This window comes from Kitasatospora sp. NPDC096077 (assembly GCF_040303245.1).
Taxonomy (GTDB): Bacteria; Actinomycetota; Actinomycetes; order Streptomycetales; family Streptomycetaceae; genus Kitasatospora.
Genome location: NZ_JBEOSV010000017.1, coordinates 96511 through 110489 on the forward strand (window position 1 = coordinate 96511; position 13979 = coordinate 110489).

The window sequence follows — 13979 nt, forward strand, 5'->3', positions numbered from 1 at the left end:
ACGTCCGGGAGGGCGTGACAAGGGCCCCTCACCCCCGGCGCGAGTTCCGGTGGGGGGTGAGGGGCCCGGGTGGGGCGGGGTCAGCCGAGCAGGTCGGACTGGAGGGTGACGACCTGCCGGAAGGCCGCGGCGGGCACGCCGTGGGGGTTGGTCATGGTGACGACCGCGATCACGTCGGAGGCCGACACATACGCCACCCGGGTGGTCGGCACGTCCTTGCCGACGGTCTCCCGGGACTCCTTGCTGGTCAGCTCGACGCCCTCGGGGATGCCCCAGTCGCCGTACTGCACGGTCCTGGCGTCCGGCGCGACCTTGAGCTGCACCTCCGAGCGCACCCGGGAGAAGGTGCTCCAGGCCTCGCTCGACGAAGCGAAGCGCAGCAGCCGGATCCGGGTGCTGGTGCCGTCGGAGGCCGTCCACTCCCGGACGGTGGCGCCCCGGCACACGTACTGCAGCAGCAGTTCGCGCAGCCGGGCCGGGTTCTGCAGCTCCCCCGTCATCGCGTCGCAGGGCACCCAGTCGGCCGGGACCGCCCCGGCCGGGGCGGCGGACGCCGGGGCGCTGGCGGAGGCCGAGGCCGTCGGGCCGGCCGAAGGGGTGTCGGAGGGCGCGGCCGTGGCGGACGCCGAGGCCGAGGCCGACGCGGTGGGGGCCGGGAAGACCGGCGGGTTGAGCGAGCCGCCGGCCTCCTTGGGGGCGGGCAGCAGCAGGTGACGCAGGTCCGCCTGGTGGGAGTGCTTGCCCTGGTCCGCGCCCTTGTCCGTGCTCTTGTCCTTCAGGTCCGGCGCGGCCTTGCCCGAGGGCAGCGGCGGCAGCGCCAGCGGCGGGAAGGTGTAGCGGCCGTCGCTCGCGGTGGCCAGGCCGGGGATGTCGGTGCGGTCGGGGGCGGTGACGGCCAGCGCGGTGCCGGTGCCGGCCAGGGCGAACACCAGGACGGCGCAGCTCCAGCGCACCGCGGCCTTGCGGCGGCGGGTGCGGCGGGCGGCCCGCTCCTCCTCGGTCTCGGCCGGGACGGCGGCCTGGGCGGCCGGGGCTTCCGCGGCGGCGTCGGCGGCCCAGGGGCTGTCGGCGGCCGGGGCGGCCGGGGCTTCCGCGGCGGCGGGCGCGGAAGCACCGGCGGGCGCGGGAGCCTCGTCGGGTGCGGGTCCGGCTGCCGGGTCGTGCGGCTGGGGCGCGGCGGCGTGGTCGGTCATACGGACGCTCCGGGGCTGGCGAGGCGGTCGAGCTGCATGGCGTAGAGGGCGACGATCTTGTCCTTGGGCAGCGGGGCCACGCCCTCGACGCTCATGATCACCAGGAGGTCGCCCTCGGCGGCCGAGCACTCCAGGTAGTCGATCGGCGCGGACGGCGGCGCGGGCATCAGGTAGCAGTGCGCCTCGGGGTGGTTGGGGATCTGCGGGCCGGAGCGGAAGATGCCGGTGTCGCCGGTGAACACCGCCGTGTACTCGTTGATCCGCTGCACCTCCTGCTGGTTGAACTGGCGCAGCCGCAGCCCGACCACCACGTTGTTCTCGCTGTTGCGATAGGTCCGCACGCCGGTGCCCTTGACGTGCATGCCCTCCCAGTAGGAGCGCAGCTTGTCGCGCTTGTCCTTGGGGATCTGCTGGAGTTCGGCGTCCAGCTCGTCGGAGATCTGTCCGGCGCCGAGCTCGGTGTCGTTGCCGTAGCCGCCCTCGTCGGGGCCGGGTTCGTAACCGGCCGGGACGGGCAGCAGCAGGTCGCGCAGCGAGCCGAAGTGGCTGCCGTTGGACTTGGCGCCGAACGGCGTGGGGGTCGCGCTCGGGGCGGGGGCGCCGGCCGGGCCGGCGGCGGTGGCCGGGGCGGGGTCGTCGTACTGGGTCTTGATGATGCCGACGCCGATGACGACGCCCACCAGTGCGGCGGCGACCGTCGCGGCACCCGCGCGCAGCAGGCGGCGGGGGGCGGGGCGCGGCGCGGCGGGTGCGCCCTCGGTTCCGACTTCGGCTTCGGCCCCGGTCTCGTTGGTGAACTCCGGTGCGGGCTGGGTGAGTTCGGAGGTGACCGGCTCGGGGGCGTCCGGGGTGGACGGCGTCGCGGTCATGGAGTCGTCGGTCATACCAGCCGCTCCCACTGCTGCTTGGCGAGGGACTTGAGGCCCCCGGAGTCCACCGGGTTGGGGCTGAAGACCTCCACCGTCATCAGCACCGTGCCGCGCTGGGCGGACGCCTTCCCGTAGTAGTACGGCTCGTTGGTGTCGGACCAGTGGCTGGGCTCGCTCTCCACCCAGTAGCCGCCGTTGGCGTCGTCGGCGAAGGGCTTCCCAAAGGCGGCCTCGGCCTTGTCGATGTGGTCGGGCGTGTACTGGGTGAGCGTCACCCGCCAGCGGATGTCGTCCTTCATCCAGTCCACCTCGGCGGCGCGCCGGAAGCCGGTCCTGGCCAGGTTCTTGAAGACGTACGCCGCGTCGCTCTTGCGCTCGGCGAGTTCGCCGATCGACATCCAGCTCGGCTTGTCCGGGTAGTCGCCCCAGCCGGCGCTGCCCGCGGGGGCGCTGACCAGCAGCTTGGTCAGGTCGCCCTCGATGGCGGGCGGCGCGGGCTGGCCGGCGGCGAAGGCGGTGGGGTCGACCACGGCGGCCGGGTAGGCCGGCAGCGCCACCTGCAGCGGCGGCAGCGGCGTGGGCGGGCGCTGGGCCTGGATCCCGTAGCCGACGCCGGCGCCGGCCACGGCGCCCGCGACCAGGGCGCAGACGGACAGCAGCACCGGGCGGGGGCGGCGCGGGGCGCGCGGGGCGGCCTCGGGGCCGGCCGACAGGACGTCGGCGTAGGGGTTCTGGTACGGCGTCGGCCCGGCGGTCGGGTCCTGCTCGACCGCTGCGAACGGCACCGGCGGCACCGGGGGTGCGGACGGCACGGGCGGGGTCGGCGGGGCCGGGGGCGGCGGTGGCTCGGCGGCCGCGGACGGCGGCTGCTCGGGTTCGGTGGTCACAGAAGTGGCTCCTGAGGAGGAGGGAGGAGGACGACGGCGTGGGACGGGCGCGGGCTCAGCCGCCGGAGGCGAGCCACTCGCGCTGGCGCTTCATCAGGTCGCTCAGCAGCGCCGCGTCCGGCGTGCCCTTGACCTCGACGTCGACGGTGTACTGGACGTCGCCCTGGCTGGAGACGCCGGTCATCGAGCCGGTGTAGGCCTCGTGCTTGGGCTTCTGGCGGAAGCCGTGGGCGCCCGGGTCCCCGTCGATGTCGATCGGCTCCGCCGACTTGACCGTGTAGCCCTGGACGAACCGGCTCGCCATGTCGGTGGAGCCGAAGTGCAGCAGGGTGACGGTCACTTGGGCCTTGCCGTCGGCGGTCCGGTAGGTGCGCACGGCGCCGTCGCGGTAGCCGAGCCGGTTGAGGATGGTGTCGATGTCGTCCGGCTTGCCGAAGATCTCGGCGACGTCGTCGCGGGTCATCGGCATCCCGTCCGCGGGTCCGTAGGACTCGCCGCCGGCCGGGATGGGGAGCAGGAAGTAGCGCAGGTCGCCCTCGTGCTTGCCTCCGCTGACCGTGCCCTTGACGGTGCTGGCCGGGGCGGGCGTGGTCGGGACGACGGTCGGCACCGGGACGGGCGTGGCGGAGGGCGTGGCGCTCGCACCGGTCGAGGCGGCGGCGGTGGCGGCGGCACGCGGGGCGGGTGCGGCGGCCGGGTGGCCGTCCGGCTTGCCGACCGCGACGGTCACCGCGGCGCTGGCGGCCGTGACCGCGAGCAGTCCGGCGGTGGCCAGCGCGATGCCGACGGCGCGCGGCAGCCGGCGCGGGGCCGGGTCGGCCGCGGGCTCGGGCGCAGCGGCGGGCGCGGGTGCGGCAACCGGCTCCGGTGCGGCGACCGGCGCGGGTGCGACAACCGGCTCCGGCGGCGGTTCGGTGAACGCGGCGCTCTCGTTCTCGGGCGCGGACAAAGGACTCCCCCCATGGGAATGATCGGAATTTCGCACGCGAGCCACCGTCGGAATCCGCTCCCCCTGCGGCCTTCCCGGACCGTCCATCACGTGTCTCAGCAGGCATTTTGACATCCTCCCCGCGCTATTGCACAGGGATTCCGGTCACGTTTGCGGCACGGGGCTTGCGCCCTGGCCGGCTGGCGTTCCGGTGGGTTCCTGTTTCAACGGGCTGTGCCCGGCGTGGGATTGCCACACCGGGTCTTACCGGCCCTCCGCAGGCGTTTAGCCTGTCCGCCCGTCCGGCGGCCAGGATGTTCCGAGCGGCGTTGAGGTCACGGTCATGGAGTACACCGCAGGCGCTACAGGCCCACTCGCGGATCGCAAGTGGTTTGGGTCCGTCGCGATGCCCGCACTCCGAGCAGAGCTGAGAGGACGGGAACGCGCGGGGCACGATGCCGACGGTGCGCCCGTACCGGGCCGCCTTGTACTCAATCAGGCGCCGGAAGGTGGCCCAGCCGGCGTCGTGGACGGACTTGGCCAAACGGCCACGGCCAAGACCGCGCACGTTCAGATCCTCCAGGTAGACGGCTTGGTTTTCGCCGATCAACCTGGTGGTCTGCTTGTGCATCCAGTCCATGCGACTGTCGGCCACCCTCGCGTGCGCCCTGGCAACCTTCCGCCGGGCCTTCGCCCGGTTCTTCGACCCCATTGCCTTCCGGGACAGTTCCCGCTGTGCGGCCTTCAACCGGCGCTCCGCCTTCCGCAGGAAGCGCGGGTTGTCGATCACCGTGCCGTCCGACACGACGGCGTAGGTGGTCAGACCGAGGTCGATGCCGATCTCGGTGTCCAGCTCGGGCAAGTACCCGGGTTCGACGTCCACGACGAAGCTGGCGTGGTACCGGCCGGACGGGTCCAGCACGATCGTCACCGACGACGGATCGGCGGGCAGTGGCCTGGACCACCGCACCCGCACGTCGCCGATCCTGGCCAGGTTCAGCTTTCCATTGCCCCGCAACCGGAACCCGTTGCGAGAGAACCGCAACGACTGCCGACTGTCCTTCCTCGACTTGAACACCGGCAGCCCGACCGGGTGACCAGCCCGCTTGCCGGATTTCGAGTCGAAGTAGTTCCGATACGCGGTATCCAGATCGCGGAGGGAGGACTGCAACGCGTCCACCGACACCGACCCCAGCCACGACCGGGCATCCGTCTTCTTTGCATCGGTGATCACCGACTTGGCCAGGGCACCGGTCGGGATCTTCGACCTGTCCGCCTTCCACGCGGCCTTCCGCAGGGCAAGCGCATCGTTGTAAACCACCCGCGCGCACCCGAACGTACGGGCCAGCGCTTGCTGCTGACTCTTCGTTGGATAGATGCGACAGGAGTATCTGAGATGCACGGAATCAACCTACCGGCGGGCACTGACAATCAGATGTGGCCCACCTGCACAGCGGCCCGCCCTGACGGCAAAATGCGACCACTTGCCCTGCCCCGCGGGCAGTCCGTTTCCTCCCCCGGCTAAAGCCAGGAGTATCCACGGAGGTCTCCGACGAGAGTCCGATGACTTCACACCAACGAAAACAATCACCGCACTCCCGCCAATACCCGATGATTCGGACACTCCGTGACCCAACCGCAAGAGGTAGCGGCGCGGGATCGTGCGGCGGAGTGTTCCGGCCCGGGCTTGAGTTGGAGTGCACTCCAAGTCCTACGGTTCTCGTCGTGGCCACCGCCGGGCGGCGGGGCCACGGTACGTGAACGGGCACCAGGAGAGGACCGACACCATGACCATGACCATGACCGCGACGACGACGACCGCCGCCACCGAGGCCGCGCTGCGGCAGGAGCGGTTCGACCGGGGCATGGAGACGCTCACCCGGGTCGACGGCGAGGGCGGGCAGCGGGTGGTCGAGGCGCTGGCGGACATCAACCCCGAGCTGGCCCACCAGGTCGTCGCCTGGGGCTTCGGCGACGTCTACAGCCGCCCCGAACTCGCCCCGCGCGACCGCCAGTTGGTGACCCTGGGGATGCTCACCGCGCTGGGCGGCTGCGAGCCGCAGCTGGAGGTCCACCTCAACGCCGCCCTCAACGTCGGCCTCACCCCCGTCGAGATCACCGAGGCGCTGCTGCACGCGGCCGTGTACTGCGGCTTCCCCAAGGCGCTGAACGCGACCTTCGTCGCCAAGAAGGTCTTCGCCGAGCGCGGCCTGCTCCCGGTCACGCCGGCCTGAGGCGCCCCGCCGCGACCGGCGTCAGGGCTTGGACTCGTACCCGAGGACGGACTTGCCGACGGCCTGCTGCAGCGGGGTCAGGAGGTCGACGAGCTGCTGGCGGTCGGTGGCGCGGCCGTCGGACCACTGGCCGAGGCCGACGAGCATCGCGCGGCCGGTGCCGGTGAAGCCCTGGACCATGCCGCTGTCCGGCGGGAGGGTCGGCAGTCCGGAGGCGGGCGGCGGGGCCTGCGCGCCGACCTCGAAGTTCTGGTAGTCCATGGTGAGTTGGGTGACCATGTGGAGGGCTTCCAGGGGGTCCTGCATGGTGAACAGGGCCAGGTTGTACTGGTTGTTCCGGGCGTCCTTGTAGAGGGCGACCTCCTCGCCCACGCAGCCCTTGCCCGCCTTGATCATGGCGATCAGCCCGGGGCCGACCGAGTCCGCCTCGGTGCAGGAGGGCAGGGCGGCGGAGGCGACCTTGGTGTAGACGGCGCCGTCGGCGGACTTCACCTCGGCGGGGAAGACCTGGTCCAGCGGGATCTGCGGACGGCCGGCGGCGGGATTGTAGGCGGTCGGGGTGCCCGCGGTCGGGACGGGGGCGGTACGGGCGGCGTCGGAGGCCGCGGCGGTCGAGACGGCCGGGGCGGCCGGCGCGGCGGTGGTGTCCGGGGCGGGCTGCAGGAGCTCGGCGCCGACCAGGGTCACGGCGGCGGCGCCCAGGGCCAGCGCGGCGTTGCGCGGCCAGACCCGCCTGGGCTGCGGCTCGTCGGCCCGCAGCTGCGCCTCCCGCTCCGCGGTCATGGTCTTCACGAGCTCGTCCCACTGCTCGTCATCGGACTTGTCCCGGCCTCGGCCCGGATCGTCGTTTCGCATACCGACGTACGGTAGTGAACAGGACTGACACATCCGGTCCGTGAACGATCACATCTTGATCAACTTGTGGCGGCCCGGGCGCTCCGCCGGGGCGGGGCCGGTGCGAGTATGCGGCCATGACGTTTTCCGCTGCACGTGACGCGTTGGAGGGCCTGGCGCTCGGGGACGGTTTCGGGGAGAGGTGGTTCCCGCTCTTCCGCAGGCCGAAGTTGGCGTTCACTCAGATCCGGGCCCGGCAGGTGCCGCCGGAGGCGCCGTGGCACTGGACCGACGACACCGCGATGGCGCTGTCGGTGTACGGGATCCTCACCGCGTACGAGGCGGTGCACCAGGAGCGGCTGGCGCAGGCCTTCGGGGCGACGTACCTGGCCGACGCCTACCGCGGCTACGGCAACGGAATGAGCCTGCTGCTGCCCAAGTTGGCCGAGCGGCGGTCGAGTTGGCGCGAGGAGTCGCGCGGGCTGTTCGGCGGCCAGGGGAGCCTGGGCAACGGTGCGGCGATGCGGGTGGCGCCGCTGGGGGCCTGGTTCCACGCGGACCTGGACGAGACGGCGGAGCAGGCCGCGCTGTCGGCCGAGGTGACCCACGCCCACCCGGAGGGGGTGGCCGGGGCGGTGGCGGTGGCCCTGGCGGCCGCGCTCGCCGCCCGCGGGCGCGCCGGCGCCGCGGCGCCGGCCGGGGCCGGGCTGCTGGCCGAGGTGGCCGGGCGCACGCCGGACGGCCCGGTGCGCGACGGGCTGGAGCGGGCCGCCGACCTGCCGGCCGACACCGAGCCCTGGCGGGCCGCGGACCTGCTGGGCAACGGCCAGCAGGTCCGGGCGGGCGACACCGTGCCGTTCGCCCTGTGGTCGGCCGCGCACCACCTGGACAGCCTCACCGACGCGCTGTGGACCACCGCCGAGGGCCTCGGCGACGTGGACACCACCTGCGCCATCACCGGCGGCGTGGTCGCGGCCCGCACCGGGATCGGCGGGACGGCCGCGCCCTGGCTCGCCAAGCGCGAACCACTGCCCGAGTGGGTGGCCGTCGCCGAGGACGAGGCCCCTACCCGGCCAGGGCACGCGAAGCAGCCGTGACCGGAGGGCCCTGTCCGGCAGGTGGGCGGCCCGCACCGGGGTCGGGGCGGGCCGCCGCCGTTCAGTGCGCGGGCGGGCCCGGGAGGGTGAGGGTGGCGCGCAGGCCGCCGGACGGGGCGGGGGTGAGGTGCAGGTCGCCGTGGTGGGCCTCGGCGACGGCGGCGACGATGGCCAGGCCCAGTCCGTGGCCGCGGCGGGCGGGGTCGCGCTGGGCGGTGCGGCCGCGGCCGCGCAGGAACGGTTCGGTGAAGGTGGCGACGGCCTCGGGGGTGAGCGGCGCGCCGGTGTTGGTGACGGTCAGCCGGGCGGCGCCGGTGGCGGGGTCGGTGCCGGTGGTGACGGTGGCGTGGCCGCCGGCGGGCAGGTTGTGGCGCAGCGCGTTGTGCAGCAGGTTGACGGCGGCCTGGCGCAGCAGGACGGGGTTGCCGGTGGTGGGGGCGGGCCGCAGGTCGGTGGTGAGGGTGATGCCGTGGGTGCGGGCCTCGTCGTGGACGGCGGCCAGGGCCTGGGCGGTGGTGGTGGCGAGGTCGGTGGGGCCGGTCTCGGGCGGGGTGTGGCCGAGGTCGGCGAGTTGGAGGAGGGCTTCGCTGATCTCGATGCCGCGCTGGTTGGTGTCCTGGAGGCGGGTGACGAGTGTGGCCCAGTCCTGGCCGGCCGGGTCGGCGGCGGCGACCTGGAGCATGGTGCGGGTGATGGTGAGCGGGGTGCGCAGTTCGTGGGAGGCGTTGGCGGCGAAGCGCTGCTGGGCCTCGAAGGAGTGCTGGAGGCGTTCGAGCATCTCGTCGAAGGCGTCGGAGAGGTCGGTGAACTCGTCGCGGGGCCCGGTGAGGGCGACGCGGTGTCCGAGGGCGCCGTCGGCGGCGCGGTGGGCGGCGCGGGTGATGTCCTGGAGGGGGCGCAGGACGCGTCCGGCGATCAGCCAGCCGCCGGCCAGGCCGACGGCGGTGAGCAGGGCGAGGGCGTAGCCGCCGGCGGTGAGCAGGGAGTCGAGGATCTCCTGCCGGGAGGGGGCGTCGGAGCGGTAGCGGGGGTTGGCGGAGGTGAGCGGGTAGTTGGGGACGTACTTCATGCCGGCGTAGACGACGGCGAGGGAGAGGGTGCCGGCGGCGAGGGCGAAGAGGGCGTAGCTGAGGGTGAGGCGCCAGCGGGCGGTGAGGCGGCGCGGGCGCGGGGTGCGGCTCATCGGGGCGTCCCGTCGCCGAGGCGGTAGCCGACGCCGGGCACGGTGTGGATCAGCCAGGGGTCGCCGAGGCGTTTGCGCAGGCCGGAGATGGTGATGCGGACGGCGTTGGTGAAGGGGTCGGCGTTCTCGTCCCAGGCGCGTTCCAGGAGCTGTTCGGCGCTGATGACGCCGCCGCGGGCGGTCATCAGGACTTCCAGGACGGCGAACTGCTTGCGGGAGAGGGCGACGTAGCGGCCGTCGCGGTAGACCTCGCGGCGGAAGGGGTCCAGGCGCAGTCCGGCGTGCTCCAGGACGGGCGGGGTGCTCTGGGCGGGGCGGCGGGCCAGGGAGCGCAGCCGGACGACGAGTTCGGGCAGGTCGAAGGGTTTGGTGAGGTAGTCGTCGGCGCCGAGTTCGAAGCCGGCGACCTTGTCGCCCAGGCGGGCGGCGGCGGTGAGCATCAGGACGCGGCAGCCCAGGCGCTGTTCGACGATGGCGCGGCAGACGTCGTCGCCGTGGGTGCCGGGGATGTCGCGGTCCAGGACGACGACGTCGTAGTCGTGGACGGCGAGGCGTTCCAGGGCGGCGTCGCCGTCGGTGACGATGTCGCTGGCGATCGCCTCCAGCCGCAGGCCGGCCTGGACCGCCTCGGCGAGGTAGATCTCGTCCTCCACCACCAGGACCCGCACGCGCTGTTCTCCCTGTCCTTGTCCGTGTGTGCCGTCGCCGGACGCCGCCGACCGTCTCCATTGGACCCGATGGGGCCTATCGAAAACGTATCGACCTGCGCAGACGTCCTCGCAACACCGTCTTTCCTCCAATGGTCCGGCAAGGCAGGACGGACGCCGGGAGGCAGTGGTGAAGCGGATGAGCGGGTTGAGCAGCACGGCGAAGTGGCGGCTGGCGGTGGGCGCCGGGGCGGTGGTGGTGCTGGCGCTGGCCGGCGCGGCCACGCCGACCGGTCTGGCGGACGCCCTCTCCCCCGCCCCGTCCCGGGCTTCCGAGGCGGACGCCCTCTCCCCCGCCCCGTCCCGGGCTTCCGAGGCGGACGGCCTCTCCCCCGCCCCGTCCCGGGTTTCCGAGGCGGACGGCCGGGTGCCCGACGGCGTGACGCTCAGCCCCTTCGACACCGAGGCCCCGGCGGTGCGCAACCTGGACCCGGCCCTGCTGGCGGCGGTGCGCAGCGCGGCCGGTGACGCGCGGGCGCAGGGCATCGAGATGCACGTGACCTCCGGCTGGCGCAGCAAGGCCTACCAGCAGCAGCTGCTGGACAAGGCGGTGGGCACGTACGGGAGCCTGGAGCAGGCCCGGCGGTTCGTGAACACCCCGGAGAAGTCGGCGCACGTCGCGGGCAAGGCGGTGGACCTGGGCCCGACGAACGCCGACTACTGGCTGATCCAGCACGGCGCGAAGTACGGGCTGTGCCAGGTGTACGGCAACGAGATATGGCACTTCGAACTGCGCACCACGCCGGGCGGGACGTGTCCGGCGCTGCTGCCGGACGCGGCGGGGTAGGACGCCGCGTCCGGCCGGGCGGGGGTGTGCTCAGGCCGCCAGGGCCGCGGCGACCAGGCCCGAGGCGGCCAGGGCGGCGGCCGCCGCGTCGCCGAGCCCGTCGCCGGTGTCGGTGTCGGCGTCGGTGCGCCAGGCGAGGTGGCCGTCGGGGCGGACCAGGGCGGCGGTGGCGGTGTCCCAGCCGGGGTGGGGGCGGGTGAGCGGGGCGCTGTGCAGGGTGAGGCCGGGGCGGGCGAGGTGGTCCAGGCGGGTGGAGCCGGTGAGGTCGAGCAGGACGGGGTGGCCGGGGCGCAGCAGGGTGAACAGGGTGGTGCCCGCCGGGTGGAGGTCGGGGGCGCGGGTGCCGGTGAGCGGGTGGGCGTCGGGGTCGGCGGCGGGGTAGCGGACGGCGAGGCCGGCCGAGCGGGCGGCCAGGGCGTCGCAGAAGTCGGGGACGCCGTCGATGAGTTCGGCGAGCAGGTCGCGCAGGGCGAGGGTCTCGCGGCTGTGGTCGGTCATCAGGCCGCTCTGGGCGCGGGTGCTGCGCAGCAGGTCGGTGCCGACGGGGTGGCGTTCGGCGTGGTAGCTGTCGAGGAGGGTGTCGGGGGCGGTGCCGTGCAGGACGCGGGCGAGCTTCCAGCCGAGGTTGAAGGCGTCCTGGAGGCCGACGTTGAGGCCGGGGCCGCCGGCCGGGAAGTGGGTGTGGGCGGCGTCGCCGGCCAGCAGGACCCGGCCCAGGCGGTAGTGGGCGGCCTGGCGGGCGGAGTTGCCGAAGGTGGAGAGCCAGCCGGGGTCGCGCATGCCGTAGTCGGTGCCGGCGATGTGGCGGACCTTGGTGCGCAGTTGCTCGAAGGTGGGCGGGCCGTCGGGGCGGGTGCGGTTGGTGGCGGTGTCGTTGCCGACGACGCGGTGAATGCCGCCGGGCAGCGGGAAGACCATCAGGCTGCCGTGCTCGTTGGTGAGCGCGGGGGTGCGGGGCGGGTTGTCGAGGACGACGTCGCCCATCCAGGCCCAGAAGGTGGCGCCGGTGCCGGGGAAGTCGATGCCGGCGGCCCGGCGCACGGCGCTGCGGGTGCCGTCGCAGCCGACCAGGTAGGCGGTGCGCAGCCGGTAGGGGCCGTCGGGGCCGTCGACGTGGACGGTGACGGCTTCGTCGTCCTGGGTCAGGCCGGTGACGCGGTGGCCGCGGCGCAGGTCGGCGCCGGCGGCGCGGGCGTGGTCGGCGAGCAGTTCCTCGGTGCGGGCCTGGGGCAGGGCGAGGGTGAGGCGGTGGGGGGTGTCGAGGCGGCTGTAGTCGAGGCGGGCGGGCAGGGCGGCGAAGTGGCCGCCGGGGATGTGGACGCCTTCGGCGAGGAAGGGGGCGGCCACGCCGCGGGAGTCGAACATCTCCAGGGTGCGCGGGTGCAGGGAGGTGGCCCGGGAGTGCGGGTCGGGGGCGGTGCGCTCCTCCAGGACGGTCACTTCGGTGCCGTGCAGGCGCAGTTCGGCGGCGAGCCAGAGTCCGACGGGTCCGGCGCCGGCGATGACGACCTGGTGCATGGGTGTCCCCTCCACAAGTTCTTGGTCACTGACCAATGGTGTTGTCTCCAGTAGACTAGGTCAGTGACCAAGAAGCAAGCGGCCCCGACCGCACCGGCCGGACTCGACACCGCCACCGTGGTGCGCGCGGCCCTCGACCTGCTCGACGACAAGGGCGCCGGCGCGGTGTCGGTGCGCGGCGTCGCCGAACGCCTGGGCGTACGGATGAACACCGTGCTGTGGCACGCCAAGACCAAGGGCCGGCTGCTGGAGCTGATGGCCGACGAGATCGTCGCCGGGGCCCGGCTGGACGCGCTGCCCGGACCCTGGCGCGAGCGGGTGGAGGAGCTGGCCCACCGCTACCGCCGCGCCCTGCTGGCCCGCCGCGACGGCGCGCTGATCGTCGCCGGGACGTACGCCGCCGAACCGGCCACCCTGCACTACGCCGACACCGTCCTGGCGGCCCTGCTGGAGGGCGGGCTGGACGAGCGGCGCGCGGCCTGGACGTTCTGGAGCATCCAGTACCTGGCGCTCGGCCTGACCCAGGAGCAGCAGGCGCTGGCCGCCCAGGACGGCGAGCACTCCCTGGCCGGGGCGCTGGCCGACGGCACCTACCCGGCGCTGGCCCGGGCGGTGCGGCACATGGAGGGCGAGGACTTCGACGGGCGGTTCGCCTTCGCCCTCGACCGGCTCCTCGAACAGCCGTCCCAGGAAGGCTAGTCGACGCCTCCGAAGGTGCGGCGGTAGGCGCCGGGGGTGGTGCCGAGGGCGGCGTGGAAGCGGCGGCGCAGGTTGACGGCGGAGGCCAGGCCCACCCGGGCGGCGACGGCCTCCACCGGCAGGTCGGTCCGCTCCAGCAGGGCCCGGGCGGCGTCGATGCGCCGGGCCAGCAGCCACTGGCCGGGGCTGGTGCCGAGCTGTTCGGCGAAGCGCCGGGCCAGGGTGCGGGCGGAGAGTCCGGCGCGGGCGGCCAGGCCCTCCAGGGTGAGCCGCTCCCCCAGGTGCCGCTCGGCCCAGTCCAGCAGCGGGGCCAGCGACTCGTCGGCGCGGGCGGGCACCGGGGCGGCGGCGTACTGCAGCTGGCTGCCCTCGCGGTGCGGGGGCAGCACCATGTGCCGGGCGACCTGGGCGGCGTAGGCCGCGCCGTGGTCGCGGCGCAGCAGGTGCAGGCACAGGTCGATGCCGGCGCCGGAGCCGGCGCTGGTGGCGACGTCGCCGTGGTCGACGTACAGGACGTCCCGCTCGACCTCCAGGGCCGGGTACTGGGCGGCGAGTTGGGCGGTGCGGGCCCAGTGGGTGGTGGCGCGGCGCCCGTCCAGCAGTCCGGCCTGGGCCAGGACGAAGGCGCCGGTGCAGATGGAGACGATCCGGGCGCCGCGGGCGTGGGCGGCGCGCAGCGCGTCCAGGACGGCGGGCGGCGCCGGGGAGCCGGGCGGCTGCCAGCCGGGGACGACCACGGTGTCCGCCCGCTCCAGGGCCGTCAGGTCGTGCTCCAGCAGCAGCGGGACGCCCAGGGTGGTGGGGAGCGGGCCGGGGTGCTCGGTGCACAGGATGAGCTCGTAGTGGGCGGGCAGTCCGGGCCACTCGGTGCCGAAGGCCTCGGCGGCGCAGGCCAGTTCGAACGGTGCCTGGGGTGCGCCGAGCAGGGCGACCACCCGGTGGCGGGGCGGGCTCACGGCCTCGGCGGGGGCGGGGGCGTCCATGGCAGGAATGTACCTGAGGATGTCTTTCCGGACACTGGGGCGGCCCCGGTCCGGGCGGCC

General features: G+C 74.1%; 14 protein-coding genes. 4 read left to right on the forward strand and 10 right to left on the reverse strand.

Annotated features, from left to right (window positions below; genetic code table 11):
- Window positions 1-80: 80 nt before the first annotated feature.
- From ABTZ03_RS17430 to ABTZ03_RS17450, 5 genes are all read right to left on the reverse strand, one after another.
- Window positions 81-1193: a hypothetical protein gene (locus tag ABTZ03_RS17430; protein ID WP_350513833.1), complete on the reverse strand. Its 1113-nt coding sequence runs from the start codon at window positions 1191-1193 to the stop codon at window positions 81-83.
- Window positions 1190-2077: a hypothetical protein gene (locus ABTZ03_RS17435; RefSeq protein ID WP_350513834.1), complete on the reverse strand. Its 888-nt coding sequence runs from the start codon at window positions 2075-2077 to the stop codon at window positions 1190-1192. The genes ABTZ03_RS17430 and ABTZ03_RS17435 overlap by 4 nt, the downstream gene beginning before the upstream one ends.
- Window positions 2074-2949 carry a hypothetical protein gene (locus tag ABTZ03_RS17440; protein WP_350513835.1) on the reverse strand — a complete coding sequence of 292 codons (876 nt, stop codon included), beginning with the start codon at window positions 2947-2949 and terminating at the stop codon, window positions 2074-2076. Before ABTZ03_RS17440 ends, ABTZ03_RS17435 begins: the two co-directional genes overlap by 4 nt.
- A 55-nt stretch (window positions 2950-3004) precedes the next feature.
- Window positions 3005-3898: a hypothetical protein gene (locus ABTZ03_RS17445; protein WP_350513836.1), complete on the reverse strand. Its 894-nt coding sequence runs from the start codon at window positions 3896-3898 to the stop codon at window positions 3005-3007.
- A 124-nt stretch (window positions 3899-4022) separates the two neighbouring features.
- Window positions 4023-5279: an RNA-guided endonuclease InsQ/TnpB family protein gene (locus ABTZ03_RS17450; RefSeq protein WP_350513837.1), complete on the reverse strand. Its 1257-nt coding sequence runs from the start codon at window positions 5277-5279 to the stop codon at window positions 4023-4025.
- A gap of 385 nt (window positions 5280-5664) precedes the next feature.
- On the opposite strand from ABTZ03_RS17450, the gene ABTZ03_RS17455 reads away from it, so the two are divergent.
- Window positions 5665-6111 carry a carboxymuconolactone decarboxylase family protein gene (locus ABTZ03_RS17455; protein WP_350513838.1) on the forward strand — a complete coding sequence of 149 codons (447 nt, stop codon included), beginning with the start codon at window positions 5665-5667 and terminating at the stop codon, window positions 6109-6111.
- Between the two features lie 21 nt (window positions 6112-6132).
- On the opposite strand, the gene ABTZ03_RS17460 is transcribed toward ABTZ03_RS17455, so the two are convergent.
- Window positions 6133-6966, reverse strand: a complete 834-nt coding sequence (locus tag ABTZ03_RS17460; RefSeq protein ID WP_350513839.1) for a hypothetical protein — start codon at window positions 6964-6966, stop codon at window positions 6133-6135.
- A 116-nt stretch (window positions 6967-7082) separates the two neighbouring features.
- Here ABTZ03_RS17460 and ABTZ03_RS17465 point away from each other — a divergent pair, with 116 nt between their 5' ends.
- Window positions 7083-8042 (forward strand): ADP-ribosylglycohydrolase family protein, encoded by a 960-nt coding sequence (locus ABTZ03_RS17465; protein WP_350513840.1) that lies wholly within the window; start codon window positions 7083-7085, stop codon window positions 8040-8042.
- A gap of 61 nt (window positions 8043-8103) precedes the next feature.
- On the opposite strand, the gene ABTZ03_RS17470 is transcribed toward ABTZ03_RS17465, so the two are convergent.
- Both ABTZ03_RS17470 and ABTZ03_RS17475 read right to left on the reverse strand, forming a co-directional pair.
- Entirely contained in the window at window positions 8104-9225 is a 1122-nt protein-coding gene (locus ABTZ03_RS17470; RefSeq protein ID WP_350513841.1) for a sensor histidine kinase, read from the reverse strand.
- Complete coding sequence (locus ABTZ03_RS17475) at window positions 9222-9893, reverse strand: response regulator transcription factor (protein ID WP_350513842.1); 672 nt, start codon at window positions 9891-9893, stop codon at window positions 9222-9224. Before ABTZ03_RS17475 ends, ABTZ03_RS17470 begins: the two co-directional genes overlap by 4 nt.
- Window positions 9894-10071: 178 nt before the next feature.
- Here ABTZ03_RS17475 and ABTZ03_RS17480 point away from each other — a divergent pair, with 178 nt between their 5' ends.
- Window positions 10072-10719 (forward strand): D-alanyl-D-alanine carboxypeptidase family protein, encoded by a 648-nt coding sequence (locus tag ABTZ03_RS17480; protein ID WP_350513843.1) that lies wholly within the window; start codon window positions 10072-10074, stop codon window positions 10717-10719.
- 30 nt (window positions 10720-10749) lie between these two features.
- Here ABTZ03_RS17480 and ABTZ03_RS17485 read toward each other — a convergent pair whose 3' ends face one another.
- A complete protein-coding gene (locus ABTZ03_RS17485; RefSeq protein ID WP_350513844.1) occupies window positions 10750-12237 on the reverse strand; it encodes an FAD-dependent monooxygenase in 1488 nt (495 codons plus the stop codon).
- 63 nt (window positions 12238-12300) lie between these two features.
- Between ABTZ03_RS17485 and ABTZ03_RS17490 the strand changes: the two genes are divergently transcribed.
- On the forward strand, window positions 12301-12936 hold the full coding sequence (locus ABTZ03_RS17490) for a TetR/AcrR family transcriptional regulator C-terminal domain-containing protein (RefSeq protein ID WP_350513845.1): 636 nt from the start codon (window positions 12301-12303) through the stop codon (window positions 12934-12936).
- Here the strand turns inward: ABTZ03_RS17490 and ABTZ03_RS17495 are convergent.
- Window positions 12933-13919, reverse strand: coding sequence for a helix-turn-helix domain-containing protein (locus ABTZ03_RS17495; protein WP_350513846.1), 987 nt, complete (start codon window positions 13917-13919; stop codon window positions 12933-12935). The genes ABTZ03_RS17490 and ABTZ03_RS17495 overlap by 4 nt on opposite strands.
- Window positions 13920-13979: the final 60 nt, after the last annotated feature.